Raw genomic sequence first — 20,438 nt, forward strand, 5'->3', positions numbered from 1 at the left:
TTTTGAAAATATTTTTTTCTTTGTTCATTTTAATCAGCCTTGCTTTTGCAGGTGATGCAACTATAGAAGTAGTGAAAAAAGCAGACTCTTTGCCTTCCTTGGCAGTTGAAGATGCGTCGATCAGCTATAATGACACATTTAAGCTGCGTTTTTTTAAAGCTTTGATAGCAGATTTAAATGTTATTTCTTTATTTAATGTTGACAGACATCACAGGTTTGCCGATTTTGATGATACAAATGTACTTGTTGCCAATAAAGATATGAATTATGTTTTGCGCTATAAACTGTTTGAGGATGACAACAAAGCTTTAAATATTGAAATGACTCTGTTTCACCAAAATGAAGTAGTCTTTTCAAAACGATACAGAGTAAACAACAAAAAAATCTATATGTTTATATCTCATGCAATGGCTTATGATATCAATGAGTTTATGGGTGAACCTTCTGTTGGATGGATGAAGAGAAAAGTTATATTTTCCCGTATAGTTGCGCCTAAAAAAAGTGAAATCATTATTGCGGACTATACACTCTCTTACCAGCATGTAATCATCTCAGGCGGATTGAATATCTTTCCAAAATGGGCGAACAAAGCACAGACCGCATTTTATTATACATCTTTGGATTCTTTTGAACCTACTTTGAAATATGTTGACATTAAAACTGCAAAAGTGAAAAACATTATATCTTCTGACGGGATGATGGTATGTTCAGATGTCAGCGAAGACGGAAAAAAGCTGCTGCTCACAATGGCAAGAGACGGTCAGCCGGATATTTATCTTTACAATACAGAGACAAAAAAATATAAAAGAATTACCACATACAGCGGAATAGATGTGAACGGACAGTTTATGGGAGATGATAAAATTATTTTTATTTCATCCCGTTTAGGCTATCCCAATGTGTTTTCCAAAAGATTGGACAACGGGCTTGTGGAACAGCTGGTCTATTACGGAAAAGCAAACTCTTCATGCAGTGCGCAAGGACATTATGTAGTCTATGAGGCCCGTGAGAGTTCAAATGCTTTTAGTGCAAATACATTTAATCTGCATCTTATCTCCACAGAGACCGATTTTATTCGCAGGCTCACTGCGACAGGAGTGAATGAGTTTCCAAGGTTTTCCAAAGACGGTGATGCGATTATATTTATAAAAAACTACAAATCGCAAAGTGCCATTGGCATTATTCGGCTGATGCACAATAAAAACTATCTTTTTCCTCTAAAATCAGGAAAAATACAATCTATGGACTGGTAAAGTTTTAAGTGTTCATCACTTATTACATTTTTTTGGTATAATATATCAATTTTAAAAGCAAGGAAATAAATAATGAAAAGTATAGTTCTTTCAAGTGTTGTAGTAGCACTTTTGGTTTTCAGTGGTTGTAGTACAAAAGAACCGGCAGTCGACACAAAGACTGAAGAAGTCACAGCACCGGTAGCACAAGAAGTTGAAGAAGTGATGACTGAAACTGTGACAGGTGAAAATGCGGAAATTAGTTCATCTTCAAATACACTCAACAGCAATCAGTTAAGTGCCAGTGCAATTGAATCAAAATTCCCTACAGTCTATTTTGATTTTGACAAGTATAACATTAGACCTGACATGCAGGAGAAAGTGGATACTGCAGCAGAACTTGGAAAAACTACTGCAAAGTCTTTTAATATAAAACTTGAAGGCAACTGTGATGAGTGGGGAAGTGATGAGTACAATTTTGCACTTGGACTCAAACGTGCAAACAGTGTAAAAAAAGCTTTGGTTGCCGAGGGCATTGACGCTTCTCGTATTTCTATGGTCAGTTACGGAGAGAGTAATCCTGTATGTACTGAGCACACAAGAGAATGCTGGGCTAAAAACCGTCGTGTAAATTTCAAACTTTTACCATAAGTTTTATAGATGAAAAGTAATATACGCACTTTATTACTTCTTACTTTTGTCTCTTCTTTATCGTTTGCTTCTGAACCTTCTGCGTTCGGAGCAGGCGACTTGACCGCACCGACACCCTACGGACTTACTCAAAGTGAAAAAGTTATTTTGCAAACAAAAGATACTTTAAAAAAAGTTGCCATAAATACAAAATCACAAGCCAGCAAACTTGATTCATTGCGCGAAAGGGTAGACGGTATACAAAGTGTTGTAGAGAATCTGAGTGTACGCTCTCATGAAAATAAGCGAGAATTACAAAAATTCAAAGAGCAAAACAGAGTAAATCTTGACAATATTCATGAGTTTCAAACCAGGCTGGCTGAAAAAGTACAGAAGAATCAGGATGAGATAGCAAAACTGCAAACTATGATCTTTGAGCTTTCAAAAGTCGTAGATAAAATAAATGCTCAGTATGTAAGCAAAGATACATTCAATACTCTTGTAAAAGATATCAATGATTTTAAAACATTGATTGCAAAAGAGATGCAGTCTAGAAAAAACAGTGTGAAACCGGGCAAAATAAGCAGTGCGCAGTTATACAACCAGGCAAAAGCAAATTTTGACAAAAGATACTATACAAAAGCGATTCAAAACTATAAAGAACTCATTAAAAGAAAATACAAACCGGCCTATGCACATTATATGATAGGTGAGATGAACTTTAAAAGAAAAAATTATGCAGAGGCAATTTCATATTTTAAAAAAAGTGCTTCTTTGTATGACAAAGCTTCGTATATGCCAAAACTGTTGTTACATACTGCAATTGCGATGGATAAAACAGGAGACAAGGCACATGCAAAGGCATTTTACAATGCTGTAATTGCAAAATATCCTCATTCAAAAGAGGCAAAAGAGGCTAAGAAACATTTAGACTAAACTGGGGTAAAAGATGCTTTTCAGCAATAATATAGATTATTATGATAAAATCCCAAAAAAATAAAAGGTAAAATAATGGCAATTCAAGACAATCAAATTGTATCAATGGAATATGAAGTACGTGATGGCGATCAAATCGTAGACAGTAACAAAGGTGGAGCTCCATTGGTATTTATGTTCGGAAAAGGACAAATTATTCCAGGACTTGAAAACGGAATCAAAGATATGAATACAGGTGACAAAGCTGACATTTTAGTTAAAGCAGCAGATGCCTATGGTGAATATAATGCAGATGCAACGCAAGAGGTTCCAAAAGAGCAGTTTGCCGGAATTGATTTAACTGAGGGCATGACTCTTTACGGTCAGGGTGAAGATGGCGGAACTGTGCAGGTTATAGTGAAAGAAATCAAAGATGATACTGTTGTCATTGATTTTAATCATCCTCTTGCCGGAAAAGATTTAATGTTCACTGTTGCCATTAACAATGTAAGAGATGCCTCTGCTGAAGAAGCAATGACTGGTGTTCCGGAAGAAAACAAACCTTCTGATGAAGAGGGTTGTTGTGGAACAGGTGGCGGCAGCGGTTGTGGATGTAACTAAATTTCTAACTGCCTGTGAGGCTTCCTCCCAGGCTAAAAAGACAGCGACTCTTTTAAAAACACTTACGGTAAATGCACTTATTACAGGTGAACACGGTGTTGGAAAAAAGACCTTGGCTTCTTTTATTCTCCCTGATGCATTTATAATTGACGCATCTAATTTTGATGAGCTGCTTCTTTCGTTAGAAAACACACAAGCTATCATAATCACAAATCTTGACAATTCACCCAATATTGAACGTTTGGTACAGGCTGTAAAAGAAAACAATGTAAGAGTTATAGCAACGGCAAAAGACTCTTTTTCCCACCGGGCAATTGATGAACTTTTCAGTGTGAAGTTTAATATTCCTCCTTTACGAGAGAGAATGGAAGATGTCAAAGCATTAATCGAAAAGTTTGTGAGCGAAGCTATTGTGTTATTTGGTGAGTGCAGTAACTTTGACGTAAGTAATTTTAAGCCTGATTTGTCCCAAAATGCCATCTCTTTAAAAAGACAGGTGATGATAAATTATTTACTTCAAGATATTCAAGACAGTGAGCTAATGGACATTATTGAACATTATCTTTACGACAAACTTGGTTCTAAGAGTGATTACAGAAACTATTTGTATCTTTATGAAGTACCGCTTCTCAAAGCAGGTCTGCATAAGTTTAAATCACAGGTACAGTTAGCTGAAAGTCTGGGTTTAAACAGAAACACATTACGAAAAAAGATAACAGAAAATAAAAAATATATAGAAGGAAAAATATGAAAAAAATAGCTATGATATTTGCAGGACAGGGTTCTCAGGCAGTTGGTATGGGAAAAGATTTTTATGAAAATTCTGAAACTGCACGCGAAATGTTTGATAAAGCCGGTGAAAGAATCGGTGTGGATTTTAAAGAACTTATTTTTGAAGAAAATGAAAAACTGGGACAGACGGCCTATACACAGCCGGCAATTTTACTTGTTCAGATGATAGCATACAGACTTTTCAAAGAGGCCTGTCCCGACACTAAAGCCGAACTTTTTTTAGGACACTCTCTGGGTGAGTTTTCTGCTTTATGTGCAGCAGGTGCCATTGATTATGTAGATGCCGTAGAACTTGTGCATAAACGCGGTGCTTTTATGCAAGAAGCCTGTGAAGGAAAAAATGCCGGTATGATGGCAATTGTCGGCCTTGATGACGCAAGTGTGGAAAAAATCTGCAGTGATGCACAAAACGAAGGCAAACAGGTATGGCCTGCCAACTATAACCAGGACGGACAACTTGTAGTTGCGGGAAATAAAGAAGACCTGGCATCACTGGAGCAGACTTTTAAAGAAGCAGGAGCAAAACGAGTCTTGCTTTTAAATATGTCTGTTGCATCACACTGTGATATACTGGCACCTGCACAGGAATCTCTTGCCGAAATTATGCAAACACAGATACAAGAGAATTTTGAAGCCCCTGTGATTTCAAATGTTACAACAAAACCCTACAGTACAAAAGCGGAAGCAGTTGACCTTTTAAAAGAGCAGCTTGTAAAACCGGTAAAATACAAACAGTCAATTCAGGCAATAGCGCCTGAAGTTGACCTGGCCATAGAATTTGGCAACGGAGTTGTACTAAAAGGTCTTAACAGAAGAATTGCAAAAGAGTTGAAAACACTCAATATATCAGATATGGCATCATTACAAAAAGTGAAAGAGGAAATTTGCTCTTAATATGAGAGTCACACTTGCACAAACTTCACCGAAGTTAAACCGTACAAATATTACCGAGGCAGTTGTCTGGATAAATGATGTCAAAGAAAGTTCAGATCTTATAGTCTTTCCTGAACTCTCTTTAAGTGGGTATTTGCTTCAGGATAAACTTTTTGAAGATGCCTATTTGCTTGAAGAACTGAGTGTTTTTGAAGAGTTGAGCAAAGATATTGATATTGTTGTCGGCGCAGCACTCAAAGACGGGAATGTTTTTAGAAATACAGCACTGTACTACAGCGGCGGAAAACTTCTCTCCAAACATATAAAAGTACACCTGCCAAATTACGGAATGTTTGAAGAAGCACGCTATTTTGAAGGCGGTGACAGATTTGAATCATTTGTTGTGGGGAGAAAAAAAGTTTCGATGCTCATCTGTGAGGATTTGTGGCATACCAGTGTGCATGAAGAACTCACCAGCCTTGATCCGGACTTGATTATCGTTCTTGTGGCATCCCCTGCTCGCGGATTTAATGAAAAATCTTTGGATATTCAAGACAAATGGTATGGAATTATCAGCAATGTTGCAAAAGAGTGCCGTGCAGAGCTTCTTTTTGTCAACCGTGTGGGATTTGAAGACGGACTTGGCTTTTGGGGCGGAAGCTGTATCGTTCAAAAAGAGGGCAAAAGAGTGCATCAGTTGCCACTGTTTGAAAAATCAATACAGACATTTACAATCGAGGAATAAATATGACAATAGCAATAATGGGTGCAATGCCTGAAGAAATCGCACCGATTTTAGAAAAATTAGGTGAATACAAAGCGACTGTATATGCAGGAAACAAATATTATGAAGCAAATTACAAAGGCACAGATCTTGTCATAGCCTATTCAAAAATAGGAAAAGTATTTTCAACATTGACGGCAACCACCATGTGTGAACATTTTGGAGCGCAAAAACTTCTGTTTTCAGGTGTTGCCGGAGCAATATCGCCAAAGCTAAAAGTAGGAGATTTGATTGTAGCTACAAAACTTGCCCAACACGATCTTGATATTACAGCCTTTGGACATCCTTTTGGATATGTGCCAGAGGGTGCTGTTTATGTTGAAGCAGACAAAGAACTGACAGCCCTGTCAAAAGAGGTTGCAAAAGAGATGGGCAAAAATGTCCAAGAAGGTATTATTGCAACGGGTGATCAGTTTGTAGCAGATGAAAAAAGAAAAAACTGGATTGGAGAGACGTTTCATGCAGATGCACTGGAAATGGAAGGGGCAAGTGTCGCTGTTGTATGTGATGCTTTGGATGTGCCTTTTTTTATTCTTCGTGCAATAAGTGATGCGGCAGACATGGATGCAAGTTTTTCTTTTGATGAGTTTTTAGAGACCAGTGCCGTGGAATCCGCTGAATTTATTATGAAAATGGTTGATAAACTTGTCGGTTAAACTTTCCAAAAAAATTATGTCAAAACTCGGTAAAACAAATGCCAAGTTTTCCTTGATAGAAGAGGGGGACAAAATTCTTGTCGGACTCAGCGGAGGTAAAGACTCTCTGACAATGATTCATGCGATGAAAGAGCAGCAGCGCCGGGCCCCTTTTGCCTTTGATTTTATTGCCGTTACCGTAAGCTACGGAATGGGTGAAAATTTTGACAAACTCTCCGCACATTGCAGGGAATATGGTATAGAACATATAGTAAAAGAGACCCAGACCTATGATTTGGCAAAAGAAAAAATTCGCAAAAATTCTTCCTTTTGCAGCTTTTTTTCCCGTATGCGGCGAGGGTATCTTTACAGTGTTGCCAAAGAACTGGGATGTAACAAGGTTGCACTTGGCCATCATATGGATGATGCGGCAGAGAGCTTTTTTATGAATTTTATTTACAATGGACAGATGCGCAGTCTTGCTCCGAAATATACAGCCCAAAACGGGCTTGTTGTGATTCGTCCTCTGATTCAGATGCGTGAACGTCAGCTGCGTGCTTTTGTGGAAGACAACGGCATAGAAGCCATAGGCGATGAAGCCTGTCCTGCCATGCGTTTTGATGTCAAAATGCCCTATGCAAGAGCACAGATGAAAGAGATGCTCTCATCAATGGAAAAAGAACACCCTCAGCTTTTTACTTCACTTAATGCCGCTTTTAAAAACATCTCAGTCGATAGTTTTTTTATGAGTGAGGAGTAGCATCTTCATCATAGATTACAATGGTTCCGGCAATTAAATCATGCAGTCCTCTTTTGTCTTTTCGAAAAGCCACCATCAAAAACCCGAGTCCGAACAACAGTAATGAGGGGATATAGGCCAAAGAACGTGTAATCGCCTGTTTGTTGTTTATATCTTTACATGTAAAGGCGTCAACTATCTTTACATGTAGAAATTTTTTCCCGGGGGTCGCTCCGCGCCATTTTTCCCAAAAAAGAATTGTTACAAGCAAAACTGAAATCTCAAAAACAAATTCCCATGTTAAAGAGGTATGGGGCTGTTGGTCAAGAGCATGTATATTCCCGTTCATTGCCATTTGAATATTGTTTTGGTACTGTACAAAATCAAACCAGTTGCCATCACTTACAAAATAAATAATGATACCTACAGGCAGAGCCAAAAAGAGCGTATCAAAAAATGAAGCAAAAAAGCGTATCCAAAACCCTGCATATCTAATATTTTTTTTCATACCCTAAAGATAGCGTAAAAAATCTTACTTAATACTAATGTAACACTTTTTCTATACACTTTTACATATTTTGCGGGAGAAATGTAATGAATAGAAAAATTTTGTTTTTATCTTTGTGTGCATCGTTGGCATCAGCAGAGAGTGTGGTAGAAATCAGTCCTGTCAGTGTGATAGCAACAGGTGTGAAAGAAAGTGTTTTAGAACAGCCTCTGAGTATAAGCACGAAAGGGGAAAAGGAGATAGAGCTTGATCAGGTTATATTTCAAAAAGACCTGCTCAACTCCCTTTCCGGTGTGCGTATTGAACAAACCGGTTCTGTTATCGGACATATGACATCCATTCGTATGCCTGTGAATACCGGTCCCTATTATCTCTTTATGCAGGACGGAATCCCTGTGCAGTCAAGCGGTTTTTTCAATCATAACGGGCTTGCCTATACTACATTTCAGAGTGCTTCGTCTGTTGAAGTGATAAAGGGAGCAGGAACTGCTTTGTATGGATCCGATGCCGTTGCTGCCACTATTGATGTACAATCCTTGAAAAAACCTTCAAAAGAGAAGGTTGTTTTACTCAAAGGTATGGGCGGAAGCTACGGATACGGCCTAGGAAGTGCGGAGGTGAGTGATGCTATAGACAAAGAGAGCGGATATCGTGCAAATATATCTTATATGCACAGTGACGGTTGGCGGGAGCATACAAAAACTGACAGAGTTGAGTCCAATTTTCGTTATGACAAAAGAGTGAACGACGATAATGATATAAAAATTATTGCAAATTTTTCTAAAACTGTGGCACAACAGGCTGACAGCTTTAATAACTATGCAAATATAACAAACGGCTCAACGGCTGCAAGTGATGATCCGAATTATTATACAGCCTTGCAAAAAACAGATGTAGAGAGAAAGTTTGACTATGCGAGGGTCAGTGTTGAACTGAATAATTACAGGTATAATGATTTGGAAATTTCTCTGATTCCGTATCTGCGTTACAACAGAAACAGATATGTTGCAACCTGGGAAACAAATCTTCCAAGCAATGATAATGAAATTTATACCTTTGGCCTGCAACAGAGAAATACTTATGAAAAAGAATGGGGGAAAATAGTTTTTGGCTTTGATACAGAATATACACAGTCTTCTCTGAAATACAATCAGGATTTTGATATTACAACGACAGGATGGGGCGGTGCTACCTATCTTACAGGGGCATTGTATGACTATACGGTAAATTATTTTGCCATAGCCCCTTACATCCACACAGAATACAAACTGTGGAGTGCCCTGGTTGTGAGTGCCGGCTTGCGATATGACTATAACAGTTACAGTTATGATAATAAACTCGCAGATAACAGTTATGACGCCTCGGGAAGATATTACAGACCTGCAGACAGGGATGACAGCTATAATTATCTAAGTCCCAAACTGGCTTTGAGTTATTTTCCTGCGAAGGATTTAAATCTTTATGCACGGTATGCAAACGGTTTTAGAATTCCACAGGCAACACGTCTGTATTCTGTAAAGGCAGGATACGAACAGATAAACCTTGATCCCGAAACATCAAATACCTACGAGATAGGATTAAAAAAATCTTTTTCCAAAAAGACATCTTTTGAATTGGCAGTCTATTATATGACTATAGAGGATACCATCATACGAGATAGAAATACCGGCGGTTACCGCAATGGTGGCAGTTCTATACACAGAGGGATAGAACTGACACTCAAAGAGGAGATATCTCGGGAACTGGAGACGGCAGTTGCATATACCTATACAAAACACAATTATGACAATGATCCTGTTCTTGGCGATAATGAAATGGCAGGAGCACCGAACAATATAGCAAATGTACGTCTTTTTTATATGCCGGACGCTCTCAAAGGAGTTACCCTGCAGGGCGAATGGCAATATGTCGGTTCCTATTGGATGGATGATGCACATACGGTTGAGAAATATGACGGATACAGTATCGGTAATGTTAAAATGAATTATAACTACTCAAAGAGGGTAAGAGTTTTTGCCAAAATTACCAATATTACAGATAAAAGATATGCTGTCAATGCTCGGTATGCCTACGGAAGAGAAGACTATACACCCGGTGATCCAAGACAGTTTTATGCGGGCTTAGAGTATAAATGGTAAAAATCTATAAACTTCATAAAATTGTCGGATTGAGTTTTGCCGCAGTATTGGCTCTTTTGGCTTTTACGGGATTTTTACTGGATCATGACAAATGGAGTTTTTTATATACGATAACTTTCAAGAGTGTGCCGCAAAAGAGTATGGAGGCGGACAAAAGGCTTTTTGAAGCGTATTATATTGATAAAAAAAACCCCGGTACTGTTATAGCGGGCGGTAAACGGGGTCTGTTTAAAAGCACGGATGCAGGAAAGCATTTTGAAAAAATCAGTTCTCTGCAGTGTAATGCGATAAGGGAGCAGAAACACACACTGTACATAGCAACATCGCAGGGCGTATACTGCTATGATTTTAAAAAACTGACACCGTTGGTCCTTAAAAACAGATATATAAGCTCCTTGGCCTTATATGAAAATAAACTGGTAGCGGTTGAAGAGAAAGAGAGAGTGTATGTAGTAGATATAAAGAGTAGAAAAGTTACAACAAGCACAGAAATACTTCTGCCAAAAGAAGCACTGCAAGAAGATATAAAACTTTCAAGATTTATACGGGATTTACACTATGCAAGAGGACTTTTTGACGAAGACCTTTCTCTTTTTCTCAATGATTACGGGGCACTGGTTTTATTATGGCTCAGTATAAGCGGATATATCATTTGGTATTTGATACGCTCTAAACAAAAGGCACAGTTTGCAAGAAAAATGATAAAAACACATGCAAATATTTTTGTTATTTTTTCTATATTCCCTCTTTTTATTTTATTGACAACCGGAATTTTTTTAGATCATGCGTCAGCACTTGGAAAATTTATGAAATCTGTGACAATTTCACATAAAGTTTTACCACCAATATACAATACTCTAAAAGCTGACATCTGGGCTGTTGACTACGACGGGAAAGTGTATAGAATAGGGAATCGTTACGGTATCTACAAAAGTAGGGATTTAAACAAATGGCAATTGGAAAACAGAGGTTTTGCGTACAGAATGATACGAAGAGGAAAACGCCTCTATGTCAGCGGAATGGGAGCCCCCAACCGTATTTTGGATGCAAAGCATTTTAAAATTTTAAAAAATGCACCGCATATGTTCCGTGACATTATAGAAAAAGAGAACAGAGTAGAATATTTCAGCCCTGTGCAAAAGAGTGTAAAGTTACCACAGTTTCATGAGGCAACACTCTACTCTGTACTTTTAACACTGCATGATGGCAGTTTTTTCGCTTCCTGGTGGATATGGGTAAATGATGCAGCTGCTTTGTCTTTGCTGTTGCTGCTGGTAAGCGGGTTTCTACGATGGAGACACAAAAGAAAGCATTTCAAGTATCTTTTCTTTAAGTGAGCCCATAGTACTTTGGAGCCTGCGGTTCTCCATAGTAATAACCCTGTAAAAAATCGACGCCAAACTCTTTGACAAGCAGCGCCAGTTCTTCTGTGCTGACAAATTCGGCAACGGTACGAATATCAGCCTGTTTGGCATACTGTATAATCCCCCGTACCATATTGTTAATATTTTCATCTTTATTGAGCTGTGTTATCAGTGAGCCATCGAGTTTTATATAGTCAAGATGCAGTCTCAAAATATTTGTAAAGTTGGAATAGCCCGAACTAAAATCGTCAATAGCCACTTGGCATCCGTATTTTTTTACAAATAAAATAAAGGCTTCGACAACAGCATAATCGTCAATATCTTCTGATTCGAGTATTTCAAATGTAATTCTTTCCCCTCCGTATTTTTCCAAACGGTTTTTTATATAATCAAGCATAGAGGCAGAGTTGAGGTTCTCATAACTGAGATTGATAGAAATTTGAATATTGTTTTTTGCATAGACATTAAATACTTTTTGCATCATCTGTCGTGTAAAAAATTCAAATGTTTTATCTTCTTTTGCCGCATCCAAAAAGTAATAAGGCGAGATAATTTCACCGCTGCTTGTCTGTATTCTTGCCAATGCTTCATATTTGACAGTTTTTCCGCTTTTTGCCTCTATAATAGGTTGAAAATACGGAATGATGTCACCGTTGTAAAGTGCTGTTTTATAGACTTTAAGTCTCTGAATTTTCTGTGCTTTTTCATCTTTGAGGGACTGTCTGTTTTTATAGATTTTGTATTTTTTTTGTGAAATAAGTGCTTCTTGCAGTGCAATGTTTGCATGTGCCAAAACAGTATCTATACCGTAGGCAATACCTGCTGTAAAGTCAGCCACTATAGATTCATTGCTTTCATTTTCCTCTGCTTCAGTCGGAAGCAGTAATGAGTGCTGCATTAAAAGTAAATACTTCTCAAAAAGATTTTTATTTGTGATTAAAAATGCGAATTCCTGCAAATTAAGATTATATAAGGTCACTTCTTCATCATGGACTATATTATGCAGTTCTCTGGTTTTTTGTCTAATGATATCCTGGACAACAGCATTGCCGTAAAGGTCTTTTAACACATTCAGCTGGTTTACATGTAAAATTATCAGCATCGCCTCTTTTTTAAGCAGAGAAAGATCTTCATGCAGTGCGGTATGATTTGGAAGTTTTGTAAATCTATCCAGGCTTTTGAGATTTTTAATGGCATATTCGTTGACATCAAGCATCACAGTGTTTTTTTGCGCTTTATGCAGGTTTTCATCGGCTATGCTGTATAAATCATCACAGTTAAGATAAAATTTTGACGTATCAAGATTAATGCCACCTACTGAAAGATGTAAGGATTTTAGAGTATTCAATTCAAGAATATTCTTTGCTGTGTCATTTATATATTCATCTTCTTTGTTGTGCACAGTCAGAGCAAATTCATTGTGTGCTATCCGAAATAATTCAGAATTTTGCGGGTTTCGGAGTTCTTGTAAAAAATGAGATACCTGCAGGATTGTCTCATCTTCAATGGGTTCATCATCGATTTTAATCAGTAAGAGGGCAAACAATTCCTCTTTCCAAATGGCATGCTTGTATTCTGTTTTGAGGTAGTTATGAAAGTATTGTTTGTTATATAAAGAGGTAATCGGGTCAAGAGTAGAAAAATATTCCAGTCTTTTTTGATAGGTGATGTCTTTTAACAAAGAGGTATAACCGATGATGTTTTTGCTTTTGTCATGCAAAGGTGTAATAACTGCATGTACCCAATACTCTTCACCTGTACTTTTTGTATTTTTTAAATCACCTTCCCAGGTATTATTGGCAGAGACAGTCTCCCACAAATTTTTTATGGTTTCTCTGTGGATATCATGGTTTTTAAAAATACTGTGGTTTTTGCCAAGTATTTCTTCTTTTGTGTAGCCTGTAAAATCCAAATAGGCCTGCGAAATATTTGTTATATTTCCATGAATATCCGAAACTGTCAAAAAGATATTTTCATCAATCATTTTCTCTTTTTGCAGTAACAAAAATGCTTTATTTTCCAACTCCTGTACAAGGAGAGATTTTTTTGCAAGTTCCAGTAGGGCAAGCAGTGTATCATCTGTATTTTTAAGAGGTTCACTGATATATTTGTCTATTCCTAAACCGATAGCCTCCGGAAAAAAATGAGAGCTTCCTTTTTGTGTTATAAGGGCAATAACCTGATTTTCATGCTGTTTTTTAATCTCTTTTGCCAGTTCTATGCCCTGGGAGTTTGTGAAATCCAGGCTAAGGACAACTATATCATAATATTTACTGTGTTTGGAATAGTATGTTTTATAAAGAGAAAGCGCCTCTTTGACATTATCACTTACCGTTACATGTAAAGAAAGGTTTTGCAGGAGAGAATGAATTTTGTTTCTTACCGAGAGTCTGTTCTCGACATATAAAATTCTTAAATCTGTGTACTCTCTTACATCTTGCAGAAGGTTCATACTTTAATTCCTCAGTGTTATAATCTATTATATATTATAATACATTGATTGAACATTAAAGTATGTATTTAAAAATTTAACTATACGTGATAGTTCGGTGCCTCTTGCGTGATAATGACATCATGGACATGAGATTCTTTCAAACCTGCTGATGTGATTTCAACAAATTCTGCCTTGTCCCAGAAAGCTTCAATGCTTTCACTGCCGCAGTAGCCCATAGCGGAGCGTAATCCACCCATCATCTGATGCACAATTCCGGCGATTGAACCACGAAAGGGAACACGTCCCTCAATTCCCTCTGGAACAAGTTTGTCAGCGGCTGTACCTTCCTGGAAATATCTGTCATTGCTTCCTTTTTGCATAGCCCCGATAGAGCCCATACCGCGGTATGATTTGTACTGACGTCCCTGAAACATTATCGTCTCACCCGGAGACTCTTCCGTACCCGCTAAAAGAGAACCTGCCATAATACAGCTTGCACCGACAGCAAGTGCTTTGGCAATATCGCCGGAGTATTTGATACCTCCGTCTGCGATAACAGGCACACCGTGGGGACGGGCAACTTCCGCACACTCATCTATGGCGGAAATCTGCGGTACACCGACACCTGCTACAATACGTGTTGTACAGATTGAACCGGGACCAATTCCCACTTTTACAGCATCGGCGCCTGCTTCTATTAGTGCAAGAACTGCCTCTTTGGTTGCAATGTTCCCGGCAATTACATCAACTTCCAAAGACTCTTTAATCGCTTTGACAGTATCTAAAATACCTTTGGAATGACCATGTGCAGAATCCAGGACAAGAACATCCGCACCGGCATCAACAAGGGCTTTGGCTCTGTCCATCTGACCGACACCGATAGCCGCGCCAACTATCAGACGACCGAAGGCATCTTTGTTTGAGTTTGGATACTCTATGCGTTTTTTGATATCTTTGATGGTTACGAGCCCTTTTAAAAAGCCTTCATCATCTATGATAGGGAGTTTTTCTATTTTGTTTTGGTGCATTATATCAGCGGCTTCATCCAGAGAGATCCCTTTTTTTGCAGTAATGAGCGGCATTTTTGTCATCACTTCGTCTGCACGTTTTCGCATATCTTTTTCAAATCGCATATCACGGTTTGTTAAAATACCAAGAAGTTTGTTGTGTCCGTCTACAACAGGAACACCGGAGATTTTAAACTCTTTCATCAACGCTTCTGCATCCGCTAAAGTAGCATCCGGGTGGACATAAATAGGGTCAATGATAATACCGCTTTCAGATTTTTTTACTTTTTTGACCTGTTTGCACTGTGTTTCGACATCCATGTTTTTATGAATAATTCCGATACCTCCGAGTCTTGCCATTGCAATAGCCGCACGGTATTCTGTAACTGTGTCCATAGCAGCCGAAACCATAGGAATTTTAAGAGTGATATTACGAGTGAGTTTTGTCTCAAGTGAGACCTCTTTAGGAAGTACTTCCGAATACTGTGGTACTAAAAGTACATCTTCAAATGTCAGGGCGCGTTTACGAATTCTCATGGGGTATCCTTTTGCAGAGTATAAAATTAATTATTAGAAATTTTTGCATTATACCTCTTTTGTGGTTAAAAAGAGGTAAAATCTAAAAACATAAACTGGGAAAGTAAAATGATAATAACGACAAGAACAAAAGGGAAAATATGGCTCTTGAATACCCATGGCTGTATACCGAAAAATACCTGATTGACACCGCGAAAACCAAGCCAAAGACCTAAAAAGGCTTTGATTGAAAGAGCTATCTGAAAACTGCTTAATCCATCAGGGGAAATTTTTCCAAAAACCTGTGAAAAAAGATACATTCCCGAAAGTACAGCAACAATAAGAGCCTTCGGTACAACTTTTCGTACATGTATCATAATGGCTTCACGGGCCTTTTTATGTTCTTCTTCCGTTAATGACTGTTTCATCTTTGCCATAAAAAGATTATCGGTAAAGAGAAATCCTCCGTAAATAAAAACAGCAAAAATATGTATGGTATGAATGATTGTATATGTGATGACTTATCCTTTTTTAGGTGTTTTTCTAAAGAGATGATAGTTCTCAGATTCGAGCATATCTTCAACATAACTTGCTACACATTTTGTACAGTTTGTCCATATTCCCGAAGGGAGTCTGACTTCAAGCTTTTTCTTTTCCCGGAGTTTAATGATTTTTTTAGGACTCAATACTTTTGTGACAGGGGCAAAATCAACATCTGTCAAATCTATATCATCTTTGTAAAAGATCGTCTGTTTTTTGAAATTTCCCCAGCCTGGTATACCGTCTTCTGTATAAGGAACCTCATGCCCGTTTTTAAATTTTACCATCATTTTGTAATGAGAATCTTCAAAAACCTGAGAAACCTTTCCCCGGCCAAAAACCAAGCCGTAGAGTTTGTCTTTTACTTTTAGATTGTCAAAATATGCCATTTTACTTCCTTTTTTAAAATAGTAGCAAAAAATTATCTCATTGTCATTACATTATTTATAGGCAATCTCTTTTTCAAGGCTCATAGCACCGTCAAAGAGTGTCTGCTCTTCATAGGCGTTTGCTATAAGCTGCAGTCCGACAGGCATCCCTGCTGCATTTTTCATTATTGGCAATGAAAGGGCAGGCAGACCTGCAAGGTTGACACTGATTGTATAGATATCACTCAGATACATCTCCATCGGATTTGCAAGTTCCCCGAATTTTGGAGCAACATTCGGAGCAACCGGAGAGAGAATCAAGTCAACATCGTTAAAGATTTTTGCATACTCCTCTTTTATCAAATGGCGTGTTTTTTGTGCTTTTACATAGTAGGCTTCATAGTAGCCGCTTGAGAGCACAAAATTGCCAAGCAGGATACGGCGTTTGACTTCATCCCCAAAACCTTCGCTTCTTGTTTTGTAGTAGGTCTCTTCTAAATTTGCACCTTCAACACGGTTGCCGTAACGTATACCGTCATATCGCCCAAGATTGGTTGTTGCCTCTGCTGTAGCCGTCACATAGTATGCAGAAATATCATATTTTGCATCCATCATCTCTTTTTCAACAATGGTGTGTCCCTGTGCCTTGAGTGCTTCAACTGCTTTGCGGTAAGCCTCTTTCACATCATCACTCGCATTTTCTATATACTTTGGCAAAATGGCAATAGTGAGTTTTCTTTCAGGATTGAGATTGTCACTGACTTTGTCATCTCTCATGGCATTTGTTGAATCTTTGACATCACTCCCACTGATAATGTCATACAAAATAGCAGCATCTTCTACATTTTGTGTCATCGGTCCGATTTGATCCAGACTTGAAGCATAAGCCCCCAAACCGTAACGGCTGACTCTTCCGTAAGTCGGTTTCATGCCTACGATACCGCAATACGCTGCGGGTTGGCGAATACTTCCGCCTGTATCACTGCCAAGTGCAGCTATAGCCAAACCCGCTCCAACTGCAGCGGCACTTCCTCCCGAACTTCCACCGGGAACATGCTCAGGATTGACAGGGTTAAGTGTTTTGCCGTAGCAGCTTGTCTCAGTTGTCGAACCCATGGCAAATTCATCCATGTTTGTACGACCAAAAGGAGAGAGCCCGGCAGCTAAAAGTTTTTCTATGACAGTGGCATTGTAAGGCGCAATGTAGCCTTGCAAAATTTTTGAAGCAGAAGTAACAGACCACTCTTTGACTTGAATATTGTCTTTAATGGCAACAGGCACACCCTCACCAAAAGTATTTACATCTATATAAGCATTTAAATCTTTGTTTGCTTCTATTTTTGTTTGTAATTCATCTTTAAATTTATTAAGTTCATCTTTGCTCATTGCAAGCGCTTCTTTTAATGTAATCACTAACTTTCCTTTTTAAATTTTTTAACAGCTAAAATACCTATGCCAATCATAACAAATACAGCAAGTATGGTTGTTCCGATAAATGTTGTACTAACGGGCTCACTGTAATTAATCATTGACTACGCTTTGGCATCTTTTACAAAGGCACTCCTCTGCTTCAGCCTGGTATTTCCAGCATCTTGGACATTTGTGCAGTGTGGCTTTTGCGATGCTGAAGGTGTCTTCATCAACTTTAAAGCTGGCTATAATCTCTTCTTCTGGTTTGTCTTCAAAAATTCCGGAAACAACAAACCAGTCTTCTGCATCGGTACTGTTCATCTCAAGGACAGTTTTTGATTCTGTGTAAATGACAAGTTCAAGGGTGTTTTTGATGATTTTTTCTTTTTTGAGTTTATCAACTTCTGCTCCGAAACCTTCACGGGCTTTTACCATATACTCAGCATCAAAAGGTATGTCACCGGCTTCAATTTTTTCATAGGTCATGTCAAAAATATCTTCGGCATCACCTTTGATGATGGCAGGGGCATTGTCTACTATCTCATCTGCTGTGTAGGTTATAACAGGAGCCATAATCAAAAGCAGTGTTTTTGTAATGATTGCCATTGCACTTTGGCTTGCACGTCTTCTCGTAGAATCTTTAGCATTACAGTAAAGATTGTCTTTTGTCATATCGATATACATGCCGCTGAGTTCGTTAACAATAAAGTTGTTGAGTGTGCTCATACCGTTGACAAAGTTATATTCACTAAAATGTTTATGTACTTCATCAAGCGTGTTTTGTGCAACATTTAAAATCCATTTATCCAAATCACCCATATCTTCGTACGGTGTCAGGTTCTCGAGGTCATTGATATTGGCAAGCATAATTCTAAAGGTGTTTCTCAGTTTACGATAGTTTTCAGAAGTCTGTTTTAAAATCCCCTGAGAAATTTTCAAATCACCCTGATAGTCCGATGAAGCAACCCATAGGCGTAAAATTTCACTGCCGTATTCTTTTAAAACTTTCTCGGGTGCGATGACATTGCCTTTTGACTTGGACATCTTTTCACCTTTTTCATCTACTGTGAAACCATGCGTCAATACACCTTTGTAGGGTGCTTTGTGCTCAACCGCAGAAGATAAAAAGAGTGATGACTGGAACCAGCCGCGATGTTGGTCAGACCCCTCGACATACAAGTCAGCAGGATAGTCTCCCGCATCATAATTACGGGATTTCAGTACCGAATTCCAGGTAGAACCTGAATCAAACCATACATCCAAAATATCTGTTACTTTTTCAAGCTCTTCGGGCTTGTAACCGCTTCCCGGGTAGAGAAGCTGTGCGATGTCCATAGAGTACCAGGCATCACTTCCCTGCATTTCAAATATCATGGCTACAAAGTTGAGCACTTTTTCATCAAGTAAAACTTCACCGGTCTCTTTTACTCTGAAAAATGCAATAGGAACACCCCAGTCGCGCTGGCGGGAAATACACCAGTCAGGACGATTTGCAACCATAGAAGTCAAACGGTTTTTTCCGGTTTGCGGTATGAAAAGTGTTTTTTCAATCTCATCAAGGGCGATGTTTCTGAGTGTCTTCTCCTCGTCTTGCGGTTTTTCATCAACAGAGATAAACCATTGTTTTGTAGCACGGTAGATAAGCGGTGTATGACTTCTCCAGCAATGCGGATACGAGTGCATAAATTTGCTTACATGTAACACGCTCTCACCCATCATCTCAATGATATCTTCATTTGATTTAAAGATGTGACGCCCTACAAAATCCTGCGCATTCGGAATCAAAGCATCACGCACAACAGTTGCATCATAACATCCTGTTTCATCCACAGGCATAACAACTTCAAGGTCATATTTCAGTCCGACACGGTAGTCATCTTCACCATGACCCGGAGCGGTATGTACACAACCTGTACCATTGTCAACTAAAACATGCTCCCCTAAAACAATACGGGAAGTTCTGCCATTGAGCGGGTTGATGGCGTTGAGGTTTTCAAACAGAGTCGCATCAAAAGTTTTGGCGACACCGCCTTTGAGAATGCCGTCTTCAACCAAAGCATTCAATAGTTTTTTTGCAACAATATAACCCTCAGTTGTAAGAACATACTCTTCTTCAGGGTTTAGCGAAATCCCCGTATTTGCAGGAATTGTCCATGGTGTAGTCGTCCAGATAACCGGTGCTGCTTTTGTTTCTTTGTCCAGTCCGAGTTTTTCTTTGGCTTCATTGCTGAGTTCAAATGCTACAAAAATCGAGTAGTCTTCTTTGTCCTCATATTCAACTTCGGCTTCTGCCAGTGCAGTTCGTTCAGCCCATGACCAAAAGACAGGTTTGCTGCGCTCAATCAAAAGACCTTTTTTTGCAACACTGCAGAGTGTTCTGAAAATATTTGCTTCAAATCTGTAGTCCATTGTCACATACGGTTTTTCCCAGTCAGCAATAATTCCAAGTGTCTTAAACTCTTCTTTTTGAATGTTTACAAACTTCGCAGCATGTTCGCGGCAAAGTTTTCTTATCTCGGCAGTTTCAAGCTGCTCTTTTTTCTGTTTTCCGCCAAGCTTTTTTTCAACCTGCTGCTCAATCGGCAGTCCGTGACAGTCCCAGCCCGGAGTAAAACGGACAGATTTACCGTTGAAATAGTTGTTTTTGATGATAATATCTTTGAGAATTTTATTGAGTGCATGACCTATGTGAATATGCCCGTTTGCATAGGGAGGACCGTCATGAAGGGTGAAGTGTTTTGCACCGGCACGTTTTGCCTTCATCTTATGATAAACTTTCTTTTTGTCCCATGCAGCATAACGCTTCGGTTCATTGTTTATTAAGTTGCCTCGCATGGCAAACGTAGTTGTTGGTAAAAGTAGTGTGTCTTTGTAGTCCATTGAAACCTCAAAATATTATTATAAATTTTTGCAGTATACCTTTTAAGTGTTT

General features: G+C 38.6%; 18 protein-coding genes. 11 read left to right on the top strand and 7 right to left on the bottom strand.

Going from position 1 to position 20,438, the window contains the following annotated elements; translation table 11 throughout:
- Positions 1 to 2 precede the first annotated feature (2 nt).
- The 9 genes from tolB (at position 3) to ETP70_RS03770 (ending at position 7,242) form a co-directional block, all read left to right on the top strand.
- Entirely contained in the window at positions 3 to 1,253 is a 1,251-nt protein-coding gene (tolB, locus tag ETP70_RS03730; protein ID WP_151899920.1) for a Tol-Pal system protein TolB, read from the top strand.
- 72 nt (positions 1,254 to 1,325) lie between these two features.
- A complete protein-coding gene (gene pal, locus ETP70_RS03735) occupies positions 1,326 to 1,883 on the top strand; it encodes a peptidoglycan-associated lipoprotein Pal (RefSeq protein WP_151899921.1) in 558 nt (185 codons plus the stop codon).
- A 9-nt stretch (positions 1,884 to 1,892) separates the two neighbouring features.
- A complete protein-coding gene (locus tag ETP70_RS03740; RefSeq protein ID WP_151899922.1) occupies positions 1,893 to 2,798 on the top strand; it encodes a tetratricopeptide repeat protein in 906 nt (301 codons plus the stop codon).
- 75 nt (positions 2,799 to 2,873) lie between these two features.
- Positions 2,874 to 3,398 (top strand): FKBP-type peptidyl-prolyl cis-trans isomerase, encoded by a 525-nt coding sequence (locus tag ETP70_RS03745; RefSeq protein WP_151899923.1) that lies wholly within the window; start codon positions 2,874 to 2,876, stop codon positions 3,396 to 3,398.
- Complete coding sequence (locus tag ETP70_RS03750) at positions 3,346 to 4,149, top strand: Fis family transcriptional regulator (protein ID WP_230973305.1); 804 nt, start codon at positions 3,346 to 3,348, stop codon at positions 4,147 to 4,149. Before ETP70_RS03745 ends, ETP70_RS03750 begins: the two co-directional genes overlap by 53 nt.
- A complete protein-coding gene (fabD, locus tag ETP70_RS03755; RefSeq protein WP_151899924.1) occupies positions 4,146 to 5,084 on the top strand; it encodes an ACP S-malonyltransferase in 939 nt (312 codons plus the stop codon). Before ETP70_RS03750 ends, fabD begins: the two co-directional genes overlap by 4 nt.
- Position 5,085: 1 nt before the next feature.
- Complete coding sequence (locus ETP70_RS03760) at positions 5,086 to 5,808, top strand: nitrilase-related carbon-nitrogen hydrolase (protein ID WP_151899925.1); 723 nt, start codon at positions 5,086 to 5,088, stop codon at positions 5,806 to 5,808.
- Positions 5,809 to 5,810: 2 nt separating this feature from the next.
- Positions 5,811 to 6,503 (top strand): 5'-methylthioadenosine/adenosylhomocysteine nucleosidase, encoded by a 693-nt coding sequence (locus ETP70_RS03765; RefSeq protein WP_151899926.1) that lies wholly within the window; start codon positions 5,811 to 5,813, stop codon positions 6,501 to 6,503.
- A gap of 16 nt (positions 6,504 to 6,519) precedes the next feature.
- Positions 6,520 to 7,242, top strand: a complete 723-nt coding sequence (locus ETP70_RS03770) for a tRNA 2-thiocytidine biosynthesis TtcA family protein (protein WP_151899927.1) — start codon at positions 6,520 to 6,522, stop codon at positions 7,240 to 7,242.
- Here the strand turns inward: ETP70_RS03770 and ETP70_RS03775 are convergent.
- Positions 7,226 to 7,729 (bottom strand): RDD family protein, encoded by a 504-nt coding sequence (locus ETP70_RS03775; protein WP_151899928.1) that lies wholly within the window; start codon positions 7,727 to 7,729, stop codon positions 7,226 to 7,228. The genes ETP70_RS03770 and ETP70_RS03775 overlap by 17 nt on opposite strands.
- 86 nt (positions 7,730 to 7,815) lie before the next feature.
- Here ETP70_RS03775 and ETP70_RS03780 point away from each other — a divergent pair, with 86 nt between their 5' ends.
- Both ETP70_RS03780 and ETP70_RS03785 read left to right on the top strand, forming a co-directional pair.
- Positions 7,816 to 9,867: a TonB-dependent receptor gene (locus ETP70_RS03780; RefSeq protein ID WP_151899929.1), complete on the top strand. Its 2,052-nt coding sequence runs from the start codon at positions 7,816 to 7,818 to the stop codon at positions 9,865 to 9,867.
- Positions 9,861 to 11,204 (top strand): PepSY domain-containing protein, encoded by a 1,344-nt coding sequence (locus tag ETP70_RS03785; RefSeq protein WP_151899930.1) that lies wholly within the window; start codon positions 9,861 to 9,863, stop codon positions 11,202 to 11,204. Before ETP70_RS03780 ends, ETP70_RS03785 begins: the two co-directional genes overlap by 7 nt.
- Here the strand turns inward: ETP70_RS03785 and ETP70_RS03790 are convergent.
- The 6 genes from ETP70_RS03790 to ileS form a co-directional block, all read right to left on the bottom strand.
- A complete protein-coding gene (locus tag ETP70_RS03790) occupies positions 11,197 to 13,683 on the bottom strand; it encodes an EAL domain-containing protein (RefSeq protein ID WP_151899931.1) in 2,487 nt (828 codons plus the stop codon). The genes ETP70_RS03785 and ETP70_RS03790 overlap by 8 nt on opposite strands.
- 80 nt (positions 13,684 to 13,763) lie before the next feature.
- Positions 13,764 to 15,209 (bottom strand): IMP dehydrogenase, encoded by a 1,446-nt coding sequence (gene guaB, locus ETP70_RS03795; protein ID WP_151899932.1) that lies wholly within the window; start codon positions 15,207 to 15,209, stop codon positions 13,764 to 13,766.
- Between the two features lie 65 nt (positions 15,210 to 15,274).
- A complete protein-coding gene (locus tag ETP70_RS03800; RefSeq protein WP_230973306.1) occupies positions 15,275 to 15,625 on the bottom strand; it encodes a hypothetical protein in 351 nt (116 codons plus the stop codon).
- Positions 15,626 to 15,709: 84 nt separating this feature from the next.
- Positions 15,710 to 16,117 (bottom strand): hypothetical protein, encoded by a 408-nt coding sequence (locus tag ETP70_RS03805; protein ID WP_151899933.1) that lies wholly within the window; start codon positions 16,115 to 16,117, stop codon positions 15,710 to 15,712.
- Positions 16,118 to 16,168: 51 nt separating this feature from the next.
- Positions 16,169 to 17,509: an Asp-tRNA(Asn)/Glu-tRNA(Gln) amidotransferase subunit GatA gene (gatA, locus tag ETP70_RS03810; RefSeq protein ID WP_151899934.1), complete on the bottom strand. Its 1,341-nt coding sequence runs from the start codon at positions 17,507 to 17,509 to the stop codon at positions 16,169 to 16,171.
- A gap of 108 nt (positions 17,510 to 17,617) precedes the next feature.
- Positions 17,618 to 20,386, bottom strand: a complete 2,769-nt coding sequence (ileS, locus tag ETP70_RS03815) for an isoleucine--tRNA ligase (RefSeq protein WP_151899935.1) — start codon at positions 20,384 to 20,386, stop codon at positions 17,618 to 17,620.
- Positions 20,387 to 20,438 lie beyond the last annotated feature (52 nt).

It is taken from the genome of Sulfurimonas hydrogeniphila (assembly GCF_009068765.1).
Classification (GTDB): domain Bacteria; phylum Campylobacterota; class Campylobacteria; order Campylobacterales; family Sulfurimonadaceae; genus Sulfurimonas; species Sulfurimonas hydrogeniphila.

Excerpts from the sequence above, each read along its gene's own strand:
- guaB (WP_151899932.1), bottom strand. The coding sequence starts at position 15,209 with ATGAGAATTCGTAAACGCGCCCTGACATTTGAAGATGTACTTTTAGTA.
- ETP70_RS03800 (WP_230973306.1), bottom strand. The coding sequence starts at position 15,625 with ATGGCAAAGATGAAACAGTCATTAACGGAAGAAGAACATAAAAAGGCC.
- ETP70_RS03785 (WP_151899930.1), top strand. The coding sequence starts at position 9,861 with ATGGTAAAAATCTATAAACTTCATAAAATTGTCGGATTGAGTTTTGCC.
- ETP70_RS03790 (WP_151899931.1), bottom strand. The coding sequence starts at position 13,683 with ATGAACCTTCTGCAAGATGTAAGAGAGTACACAGATTTAAGAATTTTA.
- pal (WP_151899921.1), top strand. The coding sequence starts at position 1,326 with ATGAAAAGTATAGTTCTTTCAAGTGTTGTAGTAGCACTTTTGGTTTTC.
- ETP70_RS03760 (WP_151899925.1), top strand. The coding sequence starts at position 5,086 with ATGAGAGTCACACTTGCACAAACTTCACCGAAGTTAAACCGTACAAAT.
- ETP70_RS03750 (WP_230973305.1), top strand. The coding sequence starts at position 3,346 with ATGAAGAGGGTTGTTGTGGAACAGGTGGCGGCAGCGGTTGTGGATGTA.
- ETP70_RS03775 (WP_151899928.1), bottom strand. The coding sequence starts at position 7,729 with ATGAAAAAAAATATTAGATATGCAGGGTTTTGGATACGCTTTTTTGCT.
- ileS (WP_151899935.1), bottom strand. The coding sequence starts at position 20,386 with ATGGACTACAAAGACACACTACTTTTACCAACAACTACGTTTGCCATG.
- ETP70_RS03745 (WP_151899923.1), top strand. The coding sequence starts at position 2,874 with ATGGCAATTCAAGACAATCAAATTGTATCAATGGAATATGAAGTACGT.
- ETP70_RS03780 (WP_151899929.1), top strand. The coding sequence starts at position 7,816 with ATGAATAGAAAAATTTTGTTTTTATCTTTGTGTGCATCGTTGGCATCA.
- ETP70_RS03770 (WP_151899927.1), top strand. The coding sequence starts at position 6,520 with ATGTCAAAACTCGGTAAAACAAATGCCAAGTTTTCCTTGATAGAAGAG.
- ETP70_RS03765 (WP_151899926.1), top strand. The coding sequence starts at position 5,811 with ATGACAATAGCAATAATGGGTGCAATGCCTGAAGAAATCGCACCGATT.
- ETP70_RS03740 (WP_151899922.1), top strand. The coding sequence starts at position 1,893 with ATGAAAAGTAATATACGCACTTTATTACTTCTTACTTTTGTCTCTTCT.
- fabD (WP_151899924.1), top strand. The coding sequence starts at position 4,146 with ATGAAAAAAATAGCTATGATATTTGCAGGACAGGGTTCTCAGGCAGTT.
- ETP70_RS03805 (WP_151899933.1), bottom strand. The coding sequence starts at position 16,117 with ATGGCATATTTTGACAATCTAAAAGTAAAAGACAAACTCTACGGCTTG.